The following is an 18515-nucleotide window of genomic DNA, read 5'->3' as shown; positions in this document are numbered from 1 at the left end:
ACACCTTTTCATAGTAGTAACCTGTCATGTCTGCTTCTATTATTGCCCGCCGAGAGAAAACTATTGTCCAGCAGATTGTGGTGCCTATTGATTCTGGGAACATGCTGAATCTTGAAGATGGTTTGCAGAGAGCACTGAATGAAGCAGGGCAACTCGGAACTCAAGAGTTACTGAAGCTATTTGAGCCCCCTAATAAAGAACCTATCGTCGTTAACCAGCAGAAGTGGAGCAGCTATAAGGGAAAAGTGCTGAAGCACTACGAAACCTTATACGGGCGCGTACCCATGGAACGTTCTGTTTATCAGGGGGTCAGGGGTGGAAGTACTTTGGCACCGATTGATCTTCGCACTGGGATTGTTGGCTCTGCTACACCCAAATTTGCCAAAACTCTTGCCTGGAAATACAGTCAGATGCCTGCTCCTGCTGTAAAAGAAGATTTTGAAACCAATCATCAAAGAGTACTGTCAAACTCGTACATCAAGCATTTATCCTACAGATTAGGTGCGTTAGTCGAAGACCAGAAAGACACTCGCTACGACTTGCCATCACTTACCGAGTCCGTGGAAACAATCGCTATCGGTCTGGATGGCACCTGCATGCTGCTGCGAGTATCGTGACGCTACGGAAGACCTGGCACGTTTTGCTGTGGCCAGAACATTCTGAACACTAGCAGCCTGTCGGACTTAAGCGTCCGTAGCGAGGATTGCAAGAAATTGAGGATAAAAATCTCTGTTTCTGAGGAGAATAGCGAGCTATTTGACGAAGAAACAGAGATTTTTAGACCAATTTATTGCAACCGCAGTAGGACAGTCTTAAGTCCGACAGGCTGCTAGGAGGCTGACCGAGAATAGTCTGCCCTACTGCGGCGGCAGCAAATTGGTCTGAAAATCCGCTTTTGTTCGTCAAATAGCTCGCTATTCTCCTCACAAAACCGAATTTTCATCCTCAATTTTCTGCCGTCCTCGCTACGGGCGCTATTCTCGGTCAGCCTCCTAGCCTGCCGAACAGCTTCTCTCTTCAGGTGGATGCTATCCACCTGCAAGGCACTGAACCTTTATTTCAACCTAAACCATTAAGTGTGAGCAGCTGGCAAGCAGATTCACCTTCTGTTGGTCAGCCACCCAACCTCTTATTGGATCAAGCTGCGCCTCAGAACCCATCGGTCTGATAATTACCTGACCTGAATCCACCGTCGCAGGATGTCGGGAGCAGTTTATGCCTTTTTTGAGTGAAGCAACGATGGCTGGATCAGAGGTTGGAAGGACGGGCTTCATCAGCAATGCAGCAAAGATTTCACGTAATGAGAAAATAACAGAAAAAATGTATGGAACATTTTCATGAAATCACAGTCTAACCCGCCATTATGGTCAGAAATACTCGAAAACAACTGAGGAACCACTTAGCAAGAATTGATTAATCGGCTTTTCTCAGCGTCTGTTTCTAACTGACTACTCAGGCTCAAATTGGAGATTACTATGATACATGATTTTTCCTTAACAAAAACTGATACGAGATGGCAATCATCCCAGAATCATGGAGAACAAACTACTTCAGTATTGCCCCTTGTGAACATCGATTCATCGGCCTTAACAAGTGGACCACAAAGTACCGGACTACAAAGACGCTCCAGAATTGCAGCACTTGATCAATCATGTTTTCGATGCCTGCTACCCAATTTTGTTTGGTTGCGTTTAGGCCTCAGTGAAATTGAACGCCAGATTGATAGCTATCGGAGTAGCTTTCAAGCTTATGCAAATAAGGATAAGCCTTTGGAAGATTATGAGCGCAACAAATTGGCGTTGGAAACACTGAAATCTAATATAGATGAGAATCTTAAGTGGCCCGTACACAGATACGATAACAGAAGATACGTCAGACTACAGAATAGGCTTGATGAACAAATACAGAATATATATACGCTCCTGGAAGATAATCTGAAGCGTGCCACCCAATCATTTTCCAGTATCAGCCCCCTACTGAATCTCGTCTACTCAGAGCTATCTGAGTTCATTGCATTTCCCGATACGCTCTGTCCGCTAAAGGACTCATTAAAGACGTTATTTGACGAGGACCAGGCTCAACACCCTGACTCCGGTAATGCCGAGACTCTCCAGTTGATATACAGGGTTTCTTGTTTGGTCGATGAAAAGATACAGAAAGAGCAAAAAAGTCTGGATCATCTTCGCATTAATCTGCAGACGTGGGGGCAAGAAAGAGTACAAAGAAACTTAGAGCTTCTTAAAAATTTGAATGCAACACTGCATAACATAGCCGTTGCTAATATGTGCCGTCACCTTGATTCACTCAACACTATGGAGTCGTTAATAGAATTCGTTGAAAATCATGAAGGAAATATAAGAACCCTGTCAGATTTAAAGCATAATTTTCTTATTCAGCATATGATAAAAACAATAGAGCATTTACCTGAAGAGGTATCCACTGAATCACTGTTTTTACTTGATAAGAAGATGAAAGCTATTCGTGAAGACAGTAAAAAAATAATTCTCAAAAAGGCATCTTCTTTACTAACCAACGAGGTCGACTCATTAGCTTCCGGGATAAGGGCTTTTATCAGAGTAAGTCTTGCTGGACTGGGCGAATTTACTAGAGATGAGGTTGCCGACAGATTATTCAATAAGATGTGTACATTTATTAAAAACTTTGATGATGCACTCCTTACATTTGATAAAGTCACTGCCTTAAATCCACATTCCTCAAAACAGTTTGATATCTTGTATAAAAAAGTGGTATCCCAGGCAGTCAGTTTCGAGCACTTTTACCGGCTCACCAAACATGCAGGTTTTGATAAAGACAAGAGCACCTTTTGCCTGAAAGCTTTAGCAATAAATCCAGACCATGTTGACCTCAGGAAACTTCATAAAAAAATCATTGAACAGAAAATTAATCAACAGTTTTATAAAACCGTAGACGCATCAAGAAAAGTTTTTATTAAAAACAGTCAGTCACAGATTGAAAAGATTATTGGCTCACACAAAACTAATTATCAAAATCAAATTAGCACTCTAATTAGAGAACCAAGTATTCTCACACGCTACAATGAAAAAATTAAAGAAGCTACCAAGAAATTTAAAAAAGCGGATCTTAGTTTTCGCCACATTAGAAGTCGTCTTGACACAGATAGATTAAAAATACCTTTAAAAGAGGCTATTACGCTTTCCTTGGAAGCTATGATACTAGCACCCACAGACAAAATGAGAAAAAGCGCTGAAGAACTAATCGACAAATTTTTTAATGAAACACATATGAACCCACGGACTTACCAAAAAAAAATACCGAGACCAAAAATAATAAATAAAGAGATTAAAAAGATCAAAGCTTATCCAACCACAGAAAACAAATGTCAGAATTTAAAAGAAACTGCCATCGCTAATCTCAAGCGCAAGCTTGACGCTCAGGTTTTAATTAAATCCCATGAGTTCGATAAACTTGTGAGCCAGAAAAAGCAAGAATTAGACAACTCATTGTCGTTGCACCATCAGAAGCTTGGCAGTTATTACCATAGCTTGGCTCAAATGAGTCCCACTGCCTGGTTTTTTCCAATAGATGGGTTTTTGATGCCCTATGTGTATGCTGCCCTATTAAGCCCTGAATATCCCGTCAATATGGGTAGCAGATATTCATCTGATACCGGTGATGTGCGCGGAGATCTTTCTCCGTCTACTGTCACAGGAAATTTATCAATTTCAGATTCAGTCATTGGAGATGTTCTTGATCAAGGCAGTCTCGATTTAAGCGGTATCGGTGACAGCATCGATTTAAGCGGTCTGGGTAACAGTCTCGACTTAGGCAGTCTCGATTTAGGCAACCTCGAGCTAGGCAACCTCGAGCTAGGCAACCTCGAGCTAGGCAACCTCGAGCTAGGCAACCTCGAGCTAGGCAACCTCGAGATAGGCAACCTCGAGCTAGGCAACCTCGAGATAGGCAACATCGAGATAGGCAACATCGAGATAGGCAACATCGATTTTAGCGGTCCAGATAACAGTTTCGATTTAGGTTTCTAGTAAAACAACAGACAGCCATGTTCGTAGACAGAGGGTTATTTGCAGACGTCAGAAAAGGACTAATCAACCTATAAGCCTCGTAAGACAGATCCAAAATACTTTCTGTCTATGTCAGACTTGAGGAAGCTTTGAAACCTGGCTTAGCAGTTGGAGGCTCTCATGCTGTTTAGCACCGGGAAAAACAAGGCGGGCAGAGTTCACACCCGCAAGATTTTCGGTGGTTATTTCACTTTAAACCGAGCTTTATGAGCAAGCTTATGAGCAAATTCACCCAGACGCTTTTTGTTCAACTTAGTCTTGAACCCGGGGATGTTGATGTTCATTTGCTGCAATTCAAGATTACCTGAACCAAACTGGAAAGCCTGACTGAGGTTACGATCCTCCCGGCTAACGGGTTTGCGGGGATCCGGGACATAGCCTCTGGCCTCCACTTCGGCAGCAAAGCGCTTGATAGAGGCGTCGGCTTCTCCGGTTCGATCCTTGCCACTTTTACAATTGATATGACCCACTGCGCCTATCTTGAATGCCAGCAACTGAATTCGCTCAACCATCTTATAGGCATCTTCGCCTTCTGTTTGATAGTCGCCTGAAACATGAAGATCCCTGATCTGTTCAACCAGCATACGAACAATCTGCTTGGATTGCTCCGGGGCCGAGCCTGCCAGATAGTCGCCAACCCAACCGCCAACAGGATCGAACTGGTCTAAAGAGCCCATCAGTTCAATAAGTCCCTCATTATTAACCCGCTTGGCCTCACCCCAGGGACGGACAACCGACTTCAGACCACCCAATGACAGTGAATTGACACCATAATTAGTGTTGGCCAGCTTCATATTGACTCTGAGTTGATATTTTTCGCCTTTGGCATCAGAAATAACCAATGGCTTACCATCGTTGAGTTCTTTCTGAACTTCCTTGAGGGCGGCGACCTGCTCTCTCTGCATCTTCAGTTCATCATCATGAATATGCAGATAGTGCCTCAGTTTGTCGGCACTGAGCATAGACGTGGAGAGCATTTTCAAAGGAACAGGCTGCCCCGATGTCAGATAGTCTGGATTATCATCCAGAAACTGTTTTACAGCCGCCGTCACCAACTCCCTGGCCCGGTTTTTGGCTGCGGCAAGTCGAGGCTCTTTTTCTTTTATCCCATAGGCCGAGAGGGTTCCGGAACGCAACCCTTTGAACAGAACTTTCTTGTTCCCCATTTCTGCAGTGGACAGCTCAGATTGTGCCATATTGACGGCATGAACGCGTTCTCTGGTTTCAGTCGAAGGCCTGCCCATACCCTCATAAGAATGCTCAAAGATATCTTTTGCTCCTTCTCCCCACTTCATTTGCGAAGCAGGGGTCAGCTGACTCTCATAATGCCGGGTTCGCCCCTCAATCCTCACATCCAGATGGGTAGTGATTTTTTCCCATTGAACTGTTGAGAGCACCTCACTGCGTGATTCTTTCAGTTTCTTGCTGGCATTATCCAGACCCACCTCTCCCAGCCGCTTCAGTATACAGGCGGTATAAGCCTTTGCATCAACCACGGGAAGAGCGTCAGCCCGGGAAGCTCTTCCAGTTAGCTTCGCTCTGGCTGGAGGAAGATCATTGTCTGTTCCTTCCTGAATACGGTCAAAATGGTCACTCCACGTCTGATGCAATGCTTCCAGCTTTGCCAGCTTTCTGGTTTTCTTTCTGCTGAGTAGACCTTTCTTACCTGAGTTGTTGATGAGTGCACTTTCATGCTCAATTTCATTCTTGAGAACATTAATTGCGGAAATCAGTTCCTGACCTTTAAACTTTTTCCACTGCTGCGGCCCCAGTGGATTCTCCTGGTCACTGACCTCCAGCTGATCGATAAAATCCAACACACCATCGAGCTGCCCCACCAGATCATGGATTAGAGCCTGCTGCAATTGGGCAGGCAAATTTTGTGAATGCCGTTCCAGTGCATCCAGCGTCTTGATAAGTTGCTTGGCAAGCTCTCTGGCCTCTTCAGCCTGTTCGGCATAACTGGTGTTCTGCAGACGCTCCAATGGGGAACCGGAAAGAAGCCCAGAAACACGGTTGGTGTAATACTCGGCATTACCTATCAGCTCCATCTCGTATTGGCTGATATAGAGATCATCACCTTCTATCGGAGTTCCCGGGACTTTGTCCTTATCAAAGTGCTCTTCGGCCCAGAGCCTGAGCTGACCGGGAAAAAGAGTATGTCCCTCCTCTGTTTCCCCGGTGAGAAAGCGGGCCGTTTCGGGAATATTGGCTGAGAAGATGGATTCATGCTGAGCGACCACTTTTACCGCAAGCTCAAGAGCCTTTGATTGACTCAGATAATCGGTATGACCAGAGAGCTGAAACTGAACGACTTCCTTAAGATGCTCCTGCTCATGTGGAGGAAGAGATCGCCACTTAAAAGGTGTCGCAGTCTCAAACGCTTTTGCCACCATACCGGAATCCAGCCAGAGCTCTATACTGCTGCAATTCAGCTTCCTGACATCCCTTAACAGCTCTGTGGCCCGTGTTTCCAGCTTTTTAATGGTTCTTTGGTTCAGCGGCTTGCTTTTGAGATCATTGTGAAGCTGATTTTCCACAAAACTGCCGTACTTGAAAACAAATGCCGTAGTACCTTCACTGGCACTGAGTTTTTCACCTTCCCTCAGCTCTCTGACAGGAAGCGGCAGCAACTCGGCCTCCCGGCCTCGCCACTTGCCTCTGACAGAAATGTCACTGGATTCATCCTGCCCTCTGTCCAGCAGGGGTTGCAAGCATTGCAAAGTCCGTTGCGATGGATTCAAAACACTCACTTCCTTATCATCAATCTCCTCACAACTTTATCGACCGGTTTCGCCAAAAGTCCTGTGTTATCAAGCACAACATCCGATTTCAATCTTTTATGATGATTCTGGCTTTGCGCAACAGAGCGGATATAATGTCGCCATTTTTTCAAGCTCTGGAATCAGGCAAAACATCAATGAGTGGATTATCCCCCGAAGTGGCAAAGCGTCGAACCTTTGCGATCATCAGTCACCCGGACGCCGGTAAAACCACCATCACAGAAAAGCTGCTGCTTCTGGGTGGTGCTATCCAGATGGCCGGCACTGTAAAAGGTCGTAAAAGCGGTCGTATGGCTACTTCTGACTGGATGAAAATGGAACAGGAAAGAGGTATCTCGATCACCACCTCGGTTATGCAGTTCCCTTACAAAGGTTGCACTGTCAACCTGCTGGACACTCCCGGACACGAAGACTTCTCGGAAGACACCTACCGAACCCTGACAGCAGTGGATAGCTGCCTGATGGTGATTGACGGCGCCAAGGGTGTCGAAGACCGGACCATTAAACTGATGGAGGTCTGTCGTCTGAGAGACACTCCAATCTTTACCTTTGTTAATAAGATGGACCGTGAAGTCCGGGACCAGATTGAAGTGCTGGACGAAGTGGAAAGCATCCTGAAAATTCAGTGTGCTCCCATTACCTGGCCGATCAGCATGGGCAAGAATTTCAAGGGGGTTTATAACCTCTACACCGATACTATTCACGTCTTCACCCCCGGCCAGGGACATACTATACCCGACGATATTCGTATCAAGGGTCTTGAGTCGGACGAAGCCAAAGAGCTGCTGGGTGATATTCATGAAGACTTTGTCGATGAGGTGGAACTGGTTCGCGGCGGCAGTCATGAGTTTGACCTGGAAGCCTATCATGCTGGCAAGATGACGCCTGTTTTCTTTGGTACTGCCCTAGCCAACTTTGGCGTCCGTGAAATGCTGGACGACTTTGCCGAGTGGGCTCCAGCGCCTCTGGCTCGTATAACAGATCAGAGGGCAGTGGAGCCGGACGAAGCCAAATTTTCTGGCTTTGTATTCAAGATCCAGGCCAATATGGACCCTAAACATCGTGACCGCATTGCCTTCCTGCGCATCTGTTCCGGAAAATACACCCGTAATATGAAAATGAAGCATGTGCGAATCGGCAAAGATGTAAAAATTGCCGACGCTGTCACTTTTCTTGCAGGTGATCGCTCCCATGTCGAGGAAGCTATCTCCGGTGACATTATCGGTCTGCACAACCACGGCACTATCCAGATTGGCGATACTTTCAGCCAGGGCGAAGAGATTCGCTTTACCGGGATTCCACACTTCGCCCCCGAACTTTTCAAGCGCGTTCGCCTGAGAGACCCTCTGAAGCTCAAGCAGCTCCAGAAAGGCTTGCAACAACTTTCAGAAGAAGGCGCAACCCAGTTGTTCATGCCTCTGAACAATAATGACCTGATCCTGGGTGCGGTCGGCGTACTCCAGTTTGATGTCGTTATGCGCCGCCTTAAGGATGAGTACAAGGTGGAGGCTATGTACGAGCCGGTAAATGTCAATACTGCCCGCTGGGTGGATTGTACGGACGAACGTAAATTGGAGGAATTCAAGCGCAAATGCGCTGACAATCTGGCGACTGATGGTGGTGGCTACCTGACTTACCTGGCTCCTACCCGTGTCAATCTCTCCCTGGCAGAGGAACGCTACCCGGATATTAGCTTCAGGACCACCCGCGAGCACTGAGCTCTCCTGAATCCTGCCACTTCGCTTTAAAGTGAAGTGACAGGATCAGGCCAGGATGACTTCTGAATCAGTGATCCATGGTACTGTGATCCACTGAGCCGTGATCCATCTCGCCATGCTTCGTGGCACTGCCATGGGCCATATCTTTGGTTTCGTGACTAAGATCCTTTACCGGCACTTTTACATCCACAGCGTCCCCGTCAGAGAAATGCAGGGTGACATCAACCTCACTACCGGCTTTCAATGGCCTCTTCAAACCCATCAGCATGATATGATTGCCACCACTTTTGAGATATTCAGTTTTACCTGCCGGTATATCAATATCTTTCAACTCGAACATTTTCATCATATTCCCTTCATGCCTGTGACCGTGCAGCTCAACATGAACCGCGCTATCACTGTCGGCAGAGACCAGCTTGATATCTTCTTTACCTTTGTTGGTAATAGTCAGAAAAGCCGCAGAGTTTGTGGAAACAGCCGGTACCGCTCTTGCGTACTGATCCTTTATCTCAACATCTGCCGCCTGAAGGGCTATAGGTGACATGCCTGCGAAAATGGCCAACGTAGCCATTGCCAATAGCTTCATAATTCAAGTCTCCAGTTCAAAAACAACTGTTGTCACTTCGGAACCTGATTCAATCACCAGTCTGGCCAGCCAGGTCATATCTTTATCAACCGTGCAAAAAGTCAGGTTACCTACGCCACTGAATACCGAAGGCCCAAAAAAAGAGGACTGCTTGTAGAGTGGAAAAGGAGCTAACCCCATCGGCATATCCCGGCCAAAAAACTCCATGGTAACCCTGTCTGCTGACAGGCCTCTCAGGAGAACTTCAACATCCAGCGGCTCCAGCTTCGGCAGACCTGACGGCTTTATTCTCAGCTCAATCTCGCTGTCTGCTGTTGTCAGTCGACAGCCTTCAGCCACCAGACATCTCTTGTGGAAGCTCTGCCCGGTCAGCCCTGTTTCAGATTCCGACTTGAAGTAGCGAGGTATAAAAACCAGTACTGCAATCAGCACCAGCGAAACACCCAACCCTATGTACTGCTTTATTTTCATCGGGGTAACATAACAGACTGAAGCCCGATGACCAACTTTATGAACATTATGTCCCCTATACCAGAATTGTTTGACAGCCATTGTCACCTGGACTTTCCCGAGTTCGACCAGGACCGGGATGAAACCCTTGAACAATGCTGGCTCGCAGGTGTCCGCTCAATCTGCATCCCGGCAACGGAAGCGCGTTACTGGCCCAGAGTTCTGAAACAAGTGAATGATTTGCCCGATTCTGTGCGACGCTTTGTCTCACTCGGACTACATCCTTATTTTCTGAAAAGCCACAGACCTCAACACCTTGATGAATTGAAAGTATTCCTGGAACGTCATTCCGAGACGGTTTGTGCTGTGGGTGAGATAGGCCTGGACTACTCGCTGACCAACTCGGACCGTCAGCAACAGCACTACTATTTTATCAGGCAGCTTGAGCTTGCCGATCAATTTAAGCTACCTGTCATTCTGCACTGCAGGAAAGCACACGATGAAATCCTTAAAGAAATCCGGCAAATTAAACCGGAGAAAGGTGGCATCGTACATGCTTTTTCTGGCAGTGAACAACAGGCCCGACAGTATATTGAACTGGGCTTCAAACTGGGGTTTGGCGGTACAATTACCTACCAGAGGGCCAGAAAAACACGCCAGCTGGCCACCTCGTTACCCCTGAGTAGTATTGTTCTGGAAACCGATGCCCCGGACATGCCGATGTCAGGCTATCAGGGTCAAAGGAACACTCCCACCCTATTACCTGTTGTCCTTGAGCATCTGGCACAATTACGTTCCAGCTCTACAAAAGAGATCGCACAGGCTACTACCGAGAATGCATTATCAATCCTGGCGAAATAATATAACTGGACAACGGCTCAGGCTCAGGTTCGGTTAAATTACCCCCAATCACCATGTCATCAATCTGGCGGATAGGACCGCCCGATGAGCTCAAGAGTGATGACAGGGAAGAAGATGAACTGGAACTGGAAGAAGAATAGAAGCCTGAGTCATCGTCATGACCTCCATCATCATTAAAAGTACCACCATCAGTGGAGAGCGTCGTTGGAAGCACACCGGGCACATTATTCAGGATATTCTGTTCGGACGTTGCAAACATCCAGCGATTAACACCATCGTAGATCAGCACCGGCTCAACTTCAGGAACAGCATCCAATTCACTGATGGTGCCGTCCAGATTAAGGCTCCAGACCTGTATAACACCGCCCAACCGGATCATAAGATACAAAGGTTTATCAGGTGGATGATCCGACCCCAGCAGGGCTGCCCAGGTCATCAAAATAGTAGGAAGTCCGCCCAGATTCCCTTCTGAGAGAAAATCAGCTTCAGCTTCAATATCTGCAGCAATCCAGCTTAAAAGCCTTCTCTGGGCATCAGTCAGATTATTCTGCTCCCAGGTTTTCCATAACTGTCTCAACAGGACAATGACACGCTCCCGATTCAAATAATCGTTTGGCAGAATAGCGTTCAGTGAAACAAATAAACACTCATTGCCATGATGGACCTCGTGAAGAGTCAGCCTTAATGGTTCCAACAACATTCTAGCAAACGAAAGAAAGCTTTCATGTTCCATCGCCACAAGACTTCTACTGGACATGAAAGGTTGGAAGTGATGACGCATACGACTGCTTAATACTTCCGAATCTAATGAATTCTGTTGAAAAAGACGTGTCAGGGCATAGCCTGAGTTAAAATGATGAAGTCGCAACTGTCGAGCCAGATCTGGCAGCTCTGAATCAATAGTTTCTTCTGTCAGTTCAGGAACTTCGTTATTCGTATGCCAATAAAAATGAATGTCCGATAGGTCAGCATTTCTTCTTCTCCAGGTTTTAAACTGCTCAAACAAAACCTGCAAGATTGCAAATAATTCTTTTTTCGTTCGATTACCCAGAAGATAGTTCCGTTTCCACATATTCCAGGTAATTAAATTATCATCACTGTCGAGAAACAGGGCGTGATCAATGGAAGCCCGAGCCCCCGGATCATTCACATGAGTACCTTCGATAATAAGAATATCGCAGGTGATACGCCGGGCTTCTTCAGGACCCAGCTGACCTTCCAGATGGCGACAATAAGGGGCATACCGAAAAGAATCCCCCCGGGCTATCGCTGCCAGACAGCTATCTCTAAGCTCTGCCCGATACTCCTCACCATTGTTGTTCCCTGACGCGCCATCGCCCAGATGGCTGAACATTTCACGTCGGTCGGCACGGGAATGAAGAAAGGTATCAATCCCCAGTGTCTCCAGACTGCAGACCCTGCCTGACAGCTCCGAATGTGATCGTTGATAAAGTGCCGAAGAAGTTCGAAGCTCCTGAGTAAATTGATCAAGAAAAGTAGACTTACCGGCTCCGGAAGGCCCATCCAGACCAATAGTAAAAGGTCTGGAAGAATCATTTTCTCCTTCCAGATTACCCTGTTGCAGATTATAGAGATAATCAAGAAAAGCGTTTATCGCCAGAGCTTGAACAATCAAGCCGTTTGATCCTTCAGCAGTAGTCCAGGGGATAGAAACAATAAAAGCTATAAATAATGAACGACGTCCCGTTCGAGCAAACTCCTTTATTTTTTTAATGAGCAAAACAGTAACTCCAAGCCAATAAACACGACCTTATCTAAAGTAGACTAAAGCGATTCATTCTGCCGAAAGGAAGCTGCTTTTAGTTTATTAATAAATGCACTCTGAAATGAACAAGGCTCGGTTTACTATGAAAACACTTCTATTTTCCAGCCTACAAACCTTCTATAGGATCAAGAGTCAAAAACATGTTGGATTCAAATCTGTCTGCGGCCTTATTTATTACCTCTTTCATGCTTCTTCAGCGCCTTACGTGCTCTTTGACGTACCATTTTTTGCTTCAGAGCCGAGAGTTTGTCAATAAATAATACACCGTCCAGATGGTCGATTTCATGCTGAAAAGCTTCTGAAAGGATACCCTCACCTTCCATCTCGAAAAATTCACCATGACGATCCTGAGCCCTGACTTTGACCCAGCCTGCCCGCTTAACTGCTGCCCAGCAGCCCGGCAGTGAAAGACAGCCCATCTCCATTTTCTGTTCACCCGACTTTTCAATAATCTCAGGATTTACAATGACCAGAGGCTGACTTTTATCACGCGTGACATCAATTACCGCCACTCTCATCCCCAGACCAACTTGTGTAGCAGCCAGCCCGGCACCGTTAACGGCATACATAGTTTCGAACATATCATCCACGATTTTCTGAAAACCCGGACCAAAGTCAGTAACAGGGGTAGTGGGAGTTCTTAAAGTAGGATTGGATTCCGGAACCAGTTTTAAAATCGCCATGGAGTTTCTTCTGTGAATATTTTGTTGGTTGTTACACAACAACTATAGACAGAAAAAAAGGAGGAAAAAATGGTCGGGGTAGAGAGATTCGAACTCCCGACATCCTGCTCCCAAAGCAGGCGCGCTACCAGACTGCGCTATACCCCGATGCGTTTTGACCAGAAACCGTGAAATTTCTGCAAGAATTTGGTCGGGGTAGAGAGATTCGAACTCCCGACATCCTGCTCCCAAAGCAGGCGCGCTACCAGACTGCGCTATACCCCGTGTTCTGTCCAGAAGTCAGGTTACTTCTGCAAGAAACTGGTCGGGGTAGAGAGATTCGAACTCCCGACATCCTGCTCCCAAAGCAGGCGCGCTACCAGACTGCGCTATACCCCGTCTCTATCTCGTGACAGGCTTTTGAGGCCTCGCCACGGAACGGCGGCTAATCTACCAAAATGATTCGCCTTTGACAAAAGTATTTGCCACAAAACTTCAACCAGCTAAAAAACAGACAACCAAGAACTTGCACAGGAAGGACCTTTTTTTAATGTAAAATGTTTTTTCGCTCATGGTTATTTTTTTAGTCAGACTGGGAAAATTTCCTTCCGAAGCATAGATGCCCTGTAAAGATATTATCAACTCCAATTCCTCAGTGCTGAGTTGAGCAGTAACAATGCCATTCACTACCCCCTCGAAGGATCCTGTCCAACTGCATCATCGTGGTCATCTTTCACGCAGTTTTCGACAGTCTTTCAGAGTGTCGGAAATCATGAAAGCAAGTTCCAGCGCCTGATCAGCATTCAGTCTTGGATCACAGTGAGTATGATAGCGATTACCCAGAGAGTCTTCGGTTACGGCACGGGAACCACCAATGCACTCGGTTACCTTCTGACCGGTCATTTCAAAGTGAACACCACCCGCATAGGTTCCTTCTGCCTGGTGAACCGCAAAGAACTGTTTCACCTCACGCAGAATTCGGCTGACCTCACGCGTCTTATAACCGTTGGAGGCCTTGAATGTGTTGCCGTGCATCGGATCACAGCTCCACAACACCTGACGCCCTTCCCTCTCGACAGCACGAATCAGTTCTGGCAGGTGTTTTTCAACATTGTCTGCGCCCATGCGCACAATCACATTCAGGCGACCAGCTTCGTTGTCCGGGCTGATCAGATCAATCAGGCGAATCAGATCTTCAGGAGGCATGGTTGGACCCGCCTTCAGACCAATCGGGTTGCTAATACCCCGAACGAATTCAACGTGTCCCCCCTCAACCTGACGAGTTCTGTCGCCTACCCAGAGCATGTGTGCCGAGCAGTCGTACCAGTGACCGGAAAGACTGTCCTGACGGGTCATGGCCTGCTCATAAGGCAGCAAAAGAGCTTCATGGGAGGTGTAGAAGTCCGTTTCACTGATCACCCTGGAATGCTCGGAAGAAATACCGCAGGCCCTCATGAAATCAAGTGCTTCATCAATTCGATCAGCCAGATGACTGTACTGCTCAGACTGTGGACTGCTGGCGACAAAATCCAGATTCCAGGCGTGAACCTGCTCCAGAGACGCAAGCCCGCCCTGGGCAAAAGCCCTGAGCAGGTTCAGAGTCGATGACGCCTGATGATAGGCCTTAAGCATTCTCTCGGGGTCAGGAATTCTGGATTCTACTGTGGCGTCCATAGCATTAATGATGTCGCCGCGATAAATCGGCAGCTCAACACCTTCTATGACTTCGGTACCAGACGAACGGGGCTTGGCAAATTGGCCAGCCATCCTGCCTACCTTGATGACAGGACAACTGGCGCCAAATGTCAGCACGACGGCCATCTGCATCAGGACCTTGAAGGTATCCCGAATATTATCTGCTGAGAACTCCAGAAAGCTCTCGGCACAGTCACCACCCTGCAATAGAAACGCTTTGCCCTCGGTAGCAGCCGTCAACTTCTGTCGCAACGCTCTTACCTCACCGGCAAAGACCAGCGGCGGCATGCGGTGTAACTGTTGCTCCACCTGTTTAAGATGATCTTGATCGGGGTATTCCGGCAGCTGGATGACAGGCATTTCTCTCCAGCTATCAACTTGCCATTGTTTCATTTACTCCTCTCGGGGCGTCGTATTTCTTCATGAACATAACAGGCCATTTTACATGAAATCACTGGACAAAGCCCAATCTCTATCGAACTTGTATCAAAAAGAATAGCCTGTTTTTTACTTTCAGCCTTTCAACAAAAAGCCTTTACACACAATTGAAAAATTTGGTATACAGTGCACTGAAATTTAGCCTGGTGCATTAGCGACCATGAATTCCACACGATCCATGACCAAAACCATTATGAAACGCGGCATTATTATGTGTCGCGGGGTCTGTCGTGGATAGCTTAAAAGCAGAAAACACAGCCCCCGCACCAAGAGAAGGTCCGGGGGCTTTTTTTTTGCCACTGCGAAATAAAGCGTCACGAAAAAAAGGAGAAGACAGTGAGCGAACTCAAACTCAGACTGGTCACGACAGGTAGCCTCGACAGCCTTGAGAAAGTATTGAACTCCAGTGCAGAAGAGGGCCTCAAGATCAGCAACTTTTCTGCTGAACTGGTTCCGGAGCGAGGCCACTACGAAGTCAAAATGTCTGTCTCAGGCTTTACCAGCCAGAACCAGGTCGTCAGTAAGCTGGCTATGGAAAAAGACATTCGCGAGCTGACGCCGCTGCGCCGGTGATCCTGTAGCCTGTCAATCTGAAGCTGTCTTGAAGCTTGTTTGCGGTTGATGTTTCCTGCCGTCATTGCCTGCTGCAGGAAACGCAGGCTCATAGTCAGAGCTGACCCATTACATAATTGAGACTGCCGACAATAGCCGCCACCTGGGCATCATTGCACTCTTCGTCAGTTACTTTTGGGCTGTCCGGATAAACTTCAGTCGTGGTGCCAAACCTGCAGTCTGTTATACCACCACAAAGACCCAGCTTTTTCATAGGATAGTGGATCACACCTTCCTGAATCACCGGGGAGCCAATAATTTTTCCCTGATCGTCTGCGGGTGCAATGTGCGTCACCTGTCTGACGGAATCAATCACCGCCTTCTGGAATTCGGGAACAGGGTTTTCGGTATCAGCCACTGTGTAGAAACCATCCGGTATTCCCTCTTCCACATAGCCTTTGCCATCCCTTGCTGCCAGAGCAGGACGAAATTCAGTTTCATCCGTATCCGTAGTTTCATGCAGATCAATATGAACCAATACTTCCTGCTCCAAACCTGCCAACAGTTTCATCAAGTTGGTGGACTCTTCTGCCGGGCTGTCTTTGTAGAAGGAACGATTAGGATCAATGGCATTGGGATTCCAGCGATTGATGGTTTCATAACCCCAGGGGCTGATGCAGGGCGCCACCAGGATATTGAAGTGGCTTACAAAGTTTTTAGCCTCAACTTCCAGAAATTTTAACGCACCGTGAACACCACTGGTTTCATAGCCGTGGACTCCACCGGTCACCAGAACAACGGGCTTGTCAGTGTTCCAGTTTCGACTCCTGATGGCATACAAAGGAAAACGCTCAACATCGTAGGAGAGGGCACCATACTGCTCAACATCATAATGCTCTTTCAAAGCCATTATTTTGGGCACGACTTCCCTTTGGTATTCACGCTTGATGGTGGTTTGTTCATACCAGACTTTACGTTCTTCCTTGCCCCATACTTGACCAGGCGTGCCAATCGGGAATCTATAACTGCTGCCCATCTCTCTGCCCTTAACGCATTCACTGAAAAGAGCAGAGTATACAGAGTTCAGTCAATAGCCGCTTGTGATGATAACATCCAGTCCAAAAGACACAGGGTTCAACGCAAACCGGTTGCTACCGGCCTGCTGTCATCAGTAATCCACTCACTCCATGAACCCGGAAAGAGTTTGGCAGCTGGCATACCAGCGTATTCCATAGCCAGAAGGTTATGACAGGCAGTAACACCCGAGCCACAGTAAAACACGGGCTCCAGTCCATCGACCATCAGAACTCCCAACTGTTTTCGTAACTGTTCTATGGAAAGAAAAGAACCTGAATTATCCATATTGGAAGTGAATGGATAACAGATCGCCCCGGGAATATGACCTGCTTTACTGTCAAGAGGCTCTGATTCTCCGGCAAAACGCTCAGGAGCACGGGCATCTATTAAACGAAAAACCGGACTTTGCAACTGCTCCATAACCTCACTGGCAGAGACTGTCATGCCGTGATTAACATCAGCCATAAAGTCAGAGGGGGTGATAGCAGGCGTTTCAGTCGTTACAGGATAACAGCCAGCAGACCATCTTTTGAAACCACCATGCAAAACCTGAACAGGTTCCACGCCAACCCAGCGCAATTGCCACCATGCTCGGGCAGCCATAGCATGATTACCGTCATCATAAACAACCACATGGGTGGTTTTGCTGATACCCAGGGTTCTCAAATGTTCAGCAAACACCTCAGGCTCCGGCAGGGGATGCCTGCCGGTTTTCCCGGGAACCAATGGAGCAGACAGATCTTTCTCGAGATCGATGTATCGAGAACCGGGGAGATGTCCTTGACGGTAAAGAGTCTGTCCCAGTTTGGGGTCGGCAAGACTGAAGCGAGCATCAAGCACGACAACCCCGGGGGCGGTTAGCAGGGCTGCCAGGGTTTCGGGTTCTATGAAGGGTGACATTCTATAAATCCATCCCAACTTTCAGGGAGATGCTCAAACATCTCGGTAAGAAGACTTCACTGAGGTTCTGGATTATTGCTGATCAATTCAGAGGCAGGGGCTGAGTAAAAACCCTGAGGGGAGACTCAGGGTTACTACCCGACTGTCCATGATGGGTTCACATCCGTGTGAATTTGCTGTCCATGCACCTTCAACATATCAAGCTGCTGAAGGGCAGAATGCAGGAAGAAAGCACCAGACTTTGTAAGATATTTCCCACAATCTTGTAATCAATCAATAAGCCTCGGTAAATAATCGTTATATCTCAGTGATCCAGCTCATCCAGTTCGCTCTGGTCTACCACTTCGTCATTGATCAGAACCTTTTCAGACAAAATGTCACCGATATCCCCAGCCTCATCATCAATAATAATCCGTGTTACATCACCATTATTGGACAACGGGAAATCATCGTCGTCTTCAGCTGCCCTGGTTTCTGCCTCAGGCTCAGAGGGAGTCTCAACAAGCACATTGTTACTATCTACCTGCCCAGGTTCATCAGCGGGTTGCATCAGATAAAGCCCTGCGGCAACGGCCAGAATCCCAAAGCCAAATACCAGGGCAATCAGATGTTCCTTTCTCATAGCTACTCCGTCACAGGGTCTGTTTATGATCTCAAAATCCGGACTATACCGTATCAGACGACAGGACATTGGTCATGCTTCTGTGCCCCGAACTGACAGAATGCCCCAGCTAAAAGATTCTTCTAATGAGGGCAAGGATTCACGCAATCCTGAGTCAGTCCTTTAAAACTCTGACCGCAACTTGCTTTTTCAGAGACACCATACCACTATGGTGTAGAACTTTGCTCAATTTTTGGTCACAAGCGCGAGTCAGGAATGCTCTGTCAACACCAAGAAAAAAAGCATTTTACTGATGAATAACCTTGTTCTTTTCCTGCAGCTTAG

15 protein-coding genes and 3 tRNA genes are annotated in these 18515 nt (G+C 47.1%); 6 read left to right on the top strand and 12 right to left on the bottom strand.

Features of this window, described 5'->3' with window-relative positions; translation table 11 throughout:
• Positions 1–26: 26 nt before the first annotated feature.
• The 3 genes from ACOJUN_RS15935 to ACOJUN_RS15925 all read left to right on the top strand — a co-directional run bounded on the left by ACOJUN_RS15935 (position 27) and on the right by ACOJUN_RS15925 (position 4022).
• Positions 27–617: a hypothetical protein gene (locus tag ACOJUN_RS15935; protein WP_422132922.1), complete on the top strand. Its 591-nt coding sequence runs from the start codon at positions 27–29 to the stop codon at positions 615–617.
• Positions 618–1215: 598 nt separating this feature from the next.
• Positions 1216–1341 (top strand): hypothetical protein, encoded by a 126-nt coding sequence (locus tag ACOJUN_RS15930; protein ID WP_422132921.1) that lies wholly within the window; start codon positions 1216–1218, stop codon positions 1339–1341.
• 134 nt (positions 1342–1475) lie between these two features.
• Positions 1476–4022, top strand: a complete 2547-nt coding sequence (locus ACOJUN_RS15925; RefSeq protein ID WP_422132920.1) for a hypothetical protein — start codon at positions 1476–1478, stop codon at positions 4020–4022.
• A 221-nt stretch (positions 4023–4243) separates the two neighbouring features.
• On the opposite strand, the gene ACOJUN_RS15920 is transcribed toward ACOJUN_RS15925, so the two are convergent.
• Positions 4244–6805 (bottom strand): inositol phosphate phosphatase SopB, encoded by a 2562-nt coding sequence (locus tag ACOJUN_RS15920; RefSeq protein WP_422132919.1) that lies wholly within the window; start codon positions 6803–6805, stop codon positions 4244–4246.
• Between the two features lie 176 nt (positions 6806–6981).
• On the opposite strand from ACOJUN_RS15920, the gene ACOJUN_RS15915 reads away from it, so the two are divergent.
• Positions 6982–8562: a peptide chain release factor 3 gene (locus ACOJUN_RS15915; protein WP_422132918.1), complete on the top strand. Its 1581-nt coding sequence runs from the start codon at positions 6982–6984 to the stop codon at positions 8560–8562.
• A gap of 67 nt (positions 8563–8629) precedes the next feature.
• On the opposite strand, the gene ACOJUN_RS15910 is transcribed toward ACOJUN_RS15915, so the two are convergent.
• Both ACOJUN_RS15910 and ACOJUN_RS15905 read right to left on the bottom strand, forming a co-directional pair.
• Positions 8630–9148: a copper chaperone PCu(A)C gene (locus tag ACOJUN_RS15910; protein ID WP_422132917.1), complete on the bottom strand. Its 519-nt coding sequence runs from the start codon at positions 9146–9148 to the stop codon at positions 8630–8632.
• Between the two features lie 3 nt (positions 9149–9151).
• Positions 9152–9619: a hypothetical protein gene (locus tag ACOJUN_RS15905; RefSeq protein WP_422132916.1), complete on the bottom strand. Its 468-nt coding sequence runs from the start codon at positions 9617–9619 to the stop codon at positions 9152–9154.
• 48 nt (positions 9620–9667) lie between these two features.
• Between ACOJUN_RS15905 and ACOJUN_RS15900 the strand changes: the two genes are divergently transcribed.
• Positions 9668–10459: a TatD family hydrolase gene (locus ACOJUN_RS15900; RefSeq protein WP_422132915.1), complete on the top strand. Its 792-nt coding sequence runs from the start codon at positions 9668–9670 to the stop codon at positions 10457–10459.
• Here ACOJUN_RS15900 and ACOJUN_RS15895 read toward each other — a convergent pair.
• The 6 genes from ACOJUN_RS15895 to ACOJUN_RS15870 form a co-directional block, all read right to left on the bottom strand.
• Positions 10425–12200, bottom strand: coding sequence for a hypothetical protein (locus tag ACOJUN_RS15895; RefSeq protein ID WP_422132914.1), 1776 nt, complete (start codon positions 12198–12200; stop codon positions 10425–10427). The two genes, ACOJUN_RS15900 and ACOJUN_RS15895, sit on opposite strands and share 35 nt — an antisense overlap.
• 212 nt (positions 12201–12412) lie before the next feature.
• Positions 12413–12928 (bottom strand): peptide deformylase, encoded by a 516-nt coding sequence (gene def / locus ACOJUN_RS15890; protein ID WP_422132913.1) that lies wholly within the window; start codon positions 12926–12928, stop codon positions 12413–12415.
• 70 nt (positions 12929–12998) lie between these two features.
• A tRNA-Pro gene (locus tag ACOJUN_RS15885) sits at positions 12999–13075 on the bottom strand.
• A gap of 40 nt (positions 13076–13115) precedes the next feature.
• A tRNA-Pro gene (locus ACOJUN_RS15880) sits at positions 13116–13192 on the bottom strand.
• A gap of 37 nt (positions 13193–13229) precedes the next feature.
• Positions 13230–13306 (bottom strand) — tRNA-Pro (locus ACOJUN_RS15875).
• Between the two features lie 327 nt (positions 13307–13633).
• Entirely contained in the window at positions 13634–14995 is a 1362-nt protein-coding gene (locus tag ACOJUN_RS15870) for a class II 3-deoxy-7-phosphoheptulonate synthase (RefSeq protein WP_422132912.1), read from the bottom strand.
• A gap of 381 nt (positions 14996–15376) precedes the next feature.
• On the opposite strand from ACOJUN_RS15870, the gene ACOJUN_RS15865 reads away from it, so the two are divergent.
• Positions 15377–15613: a hypothetical protein gene (locus ACOJUN_RS15865; protein WP_422132911.1), complete on the top strand. Its 237-nt coding sequence runs from the start codon at positions 15377–15379 to the stop codon at positions 15611–15613.
• A 94-nt stretch (positions 15614–15707) separates the two neighbouring features.
• Here the strand turns inward: ACOJUN_RS15865 and ACOJUN_RS15860 are convergent, their stop codons facing one another.
• The 3 genes from ACOJUN_RS15860 to ACOJUN_RS15850 form a co-directional block, all read right to left on the bottom strand.
• Positions 15708–16628 (bottom strand): M14 family metallopeptidase, encoded by a 921-nt coding sequence (locus ACOJUN_RS15860; protein ID WP_422132910.1) that lies wholly within the window; start codon positions 16626–16628, stop codon positions 15708–15710.
• Positions 16629–16726: 98 nt separating this feature from the next.
• Positions 16727–17569 carry a sulfurtransferase gene (locus tag ACOJUN_RS15855; protein ID WP_422132909.1) on the bottom strand — a complete coding sequence of 281 codons (843 nt, stop codon included), beginning with the start codon at positions 17567–17569 and terminating at the stop codon, positions 16727–16729.
• Between the two features lie 304 nt (positions 17570–17873).
• On the bottom strand, positions 17874–18191 hold the full coding sequence (locus tag ACOJUN_RS15850; protein WP_422132908.1) for a hypothetical protein: 318 nt from the start codon (positions 18189–18191) through the stop codon (positions 17874–17876).
• Between the last annotated feature and the right edge of the window lie 324 nt (positions 18192–18515).

Origin of the sequence: Endozoicomonas sp. ALD040 (assembly GCF_049275945.1) — a bacterium.
In the GTDB taxonomy this organism is placed as follows: Bacteria; Pseudomonadota; Gammaproteobacteria; order Pseudomonadales; family Endozoicomonadaceae; genus Endozoicomonas_A.
The sequence above is the reverse complement of the archived record's forward strand: the minus strand, read 5'-3'. Positions and strand labels throughout refer to the sequence as shown.

Excerpts from the sequence above, each read along its gene's own strand:
- ACOJUN_RS15935 (WP_422132922.1), top strand. The coding sequence starts at position 27 with ATGTCTGCTTCTATTATTGCCCGCCGAGAGAAAACTATTGTCCAGCAG.
- ACOJUN_RS15930 (WP_422132921.1), top strand. The coding sequence starts at position 1,216 with ATGCCTTTTTTGAGTGAAGCAACGATGGCTGGATCAGAGGTTGGAAGG.
- ACOJUN_RS15925 (WP_422132920.1), top strand. The coding sequence starts at position 1,476 with ATGATACATGATTTTTCCTTAACAAAAACTGATACGAGATGGCAATCA.
- ACOJUN_RS15915 (WP_422132918.1), top strand. The coding sequence starts at position 6,982 with ATGAGTGGATTATCCCCCGAAGTGGCAAAGCGTCGAACCTTTGCGATC.
- ACOJUN_RS15910 (WP_422132917.1), bottom strand. The coding sequence starts at position 9,148 with ATGAAGCTATTGGCAATGGCTACGTTGGCCATTTTCGCAGGCATGTCA.
- ACOJUN_RS15905 (WP_422132916.1), bottom strand. The coding sequence starts at position 9,619 with ATGAAAATAAAGCAGTACATAGGGTTGGGTGTTTCGCTGGTGCTGATT.
- ACOJUN_RS15900 (WP_422132915.1), top strand. The coding sequence starts at position 9,668 with ATGTCCCCTATACCAGAATTGTTTGACAGCCATTGTCACCTGGACTTT.
- def (WP_422132913.1), bottom strand. The coding sequence starts at position 12,928 with ATGGCGATTTTAAAACTGGTTCCGGAATCCAATCCTACTTTAAGAACT.
- ACOJUN_RS15870 (WP_422132912.1), bottom strand. The coding sequence starts at position 14,995 with ATGAAACAATGGCAAGTTGATAGCTGGAGAGAAATGCCTGTCATCCAG.
- ACOJUN_RS15860 (WP_422132910.1), bottom strand. The coding sequence starts at position 16,628 with ATGGGCAGCAGTTATAGATTCCCGATTGGCACGCCTGGTCAAGTATGG.
- ACOJUN_RS15855 (WP_422132909.1), bottom strand. The coding sequence starts at position 17,569 with ATGTCACCCTTCATAGAACCCGAAACCCTGGCAGCCCTGCTAACCGCC.
- ACOJUN_RS15850 (WP_422132908.1), bottom strand. The coding sequence starts at position 18,191 with ATGAGAAAGGAACATCTGATTGCCCTGGTATTTGGCTTTGGGATTCTG.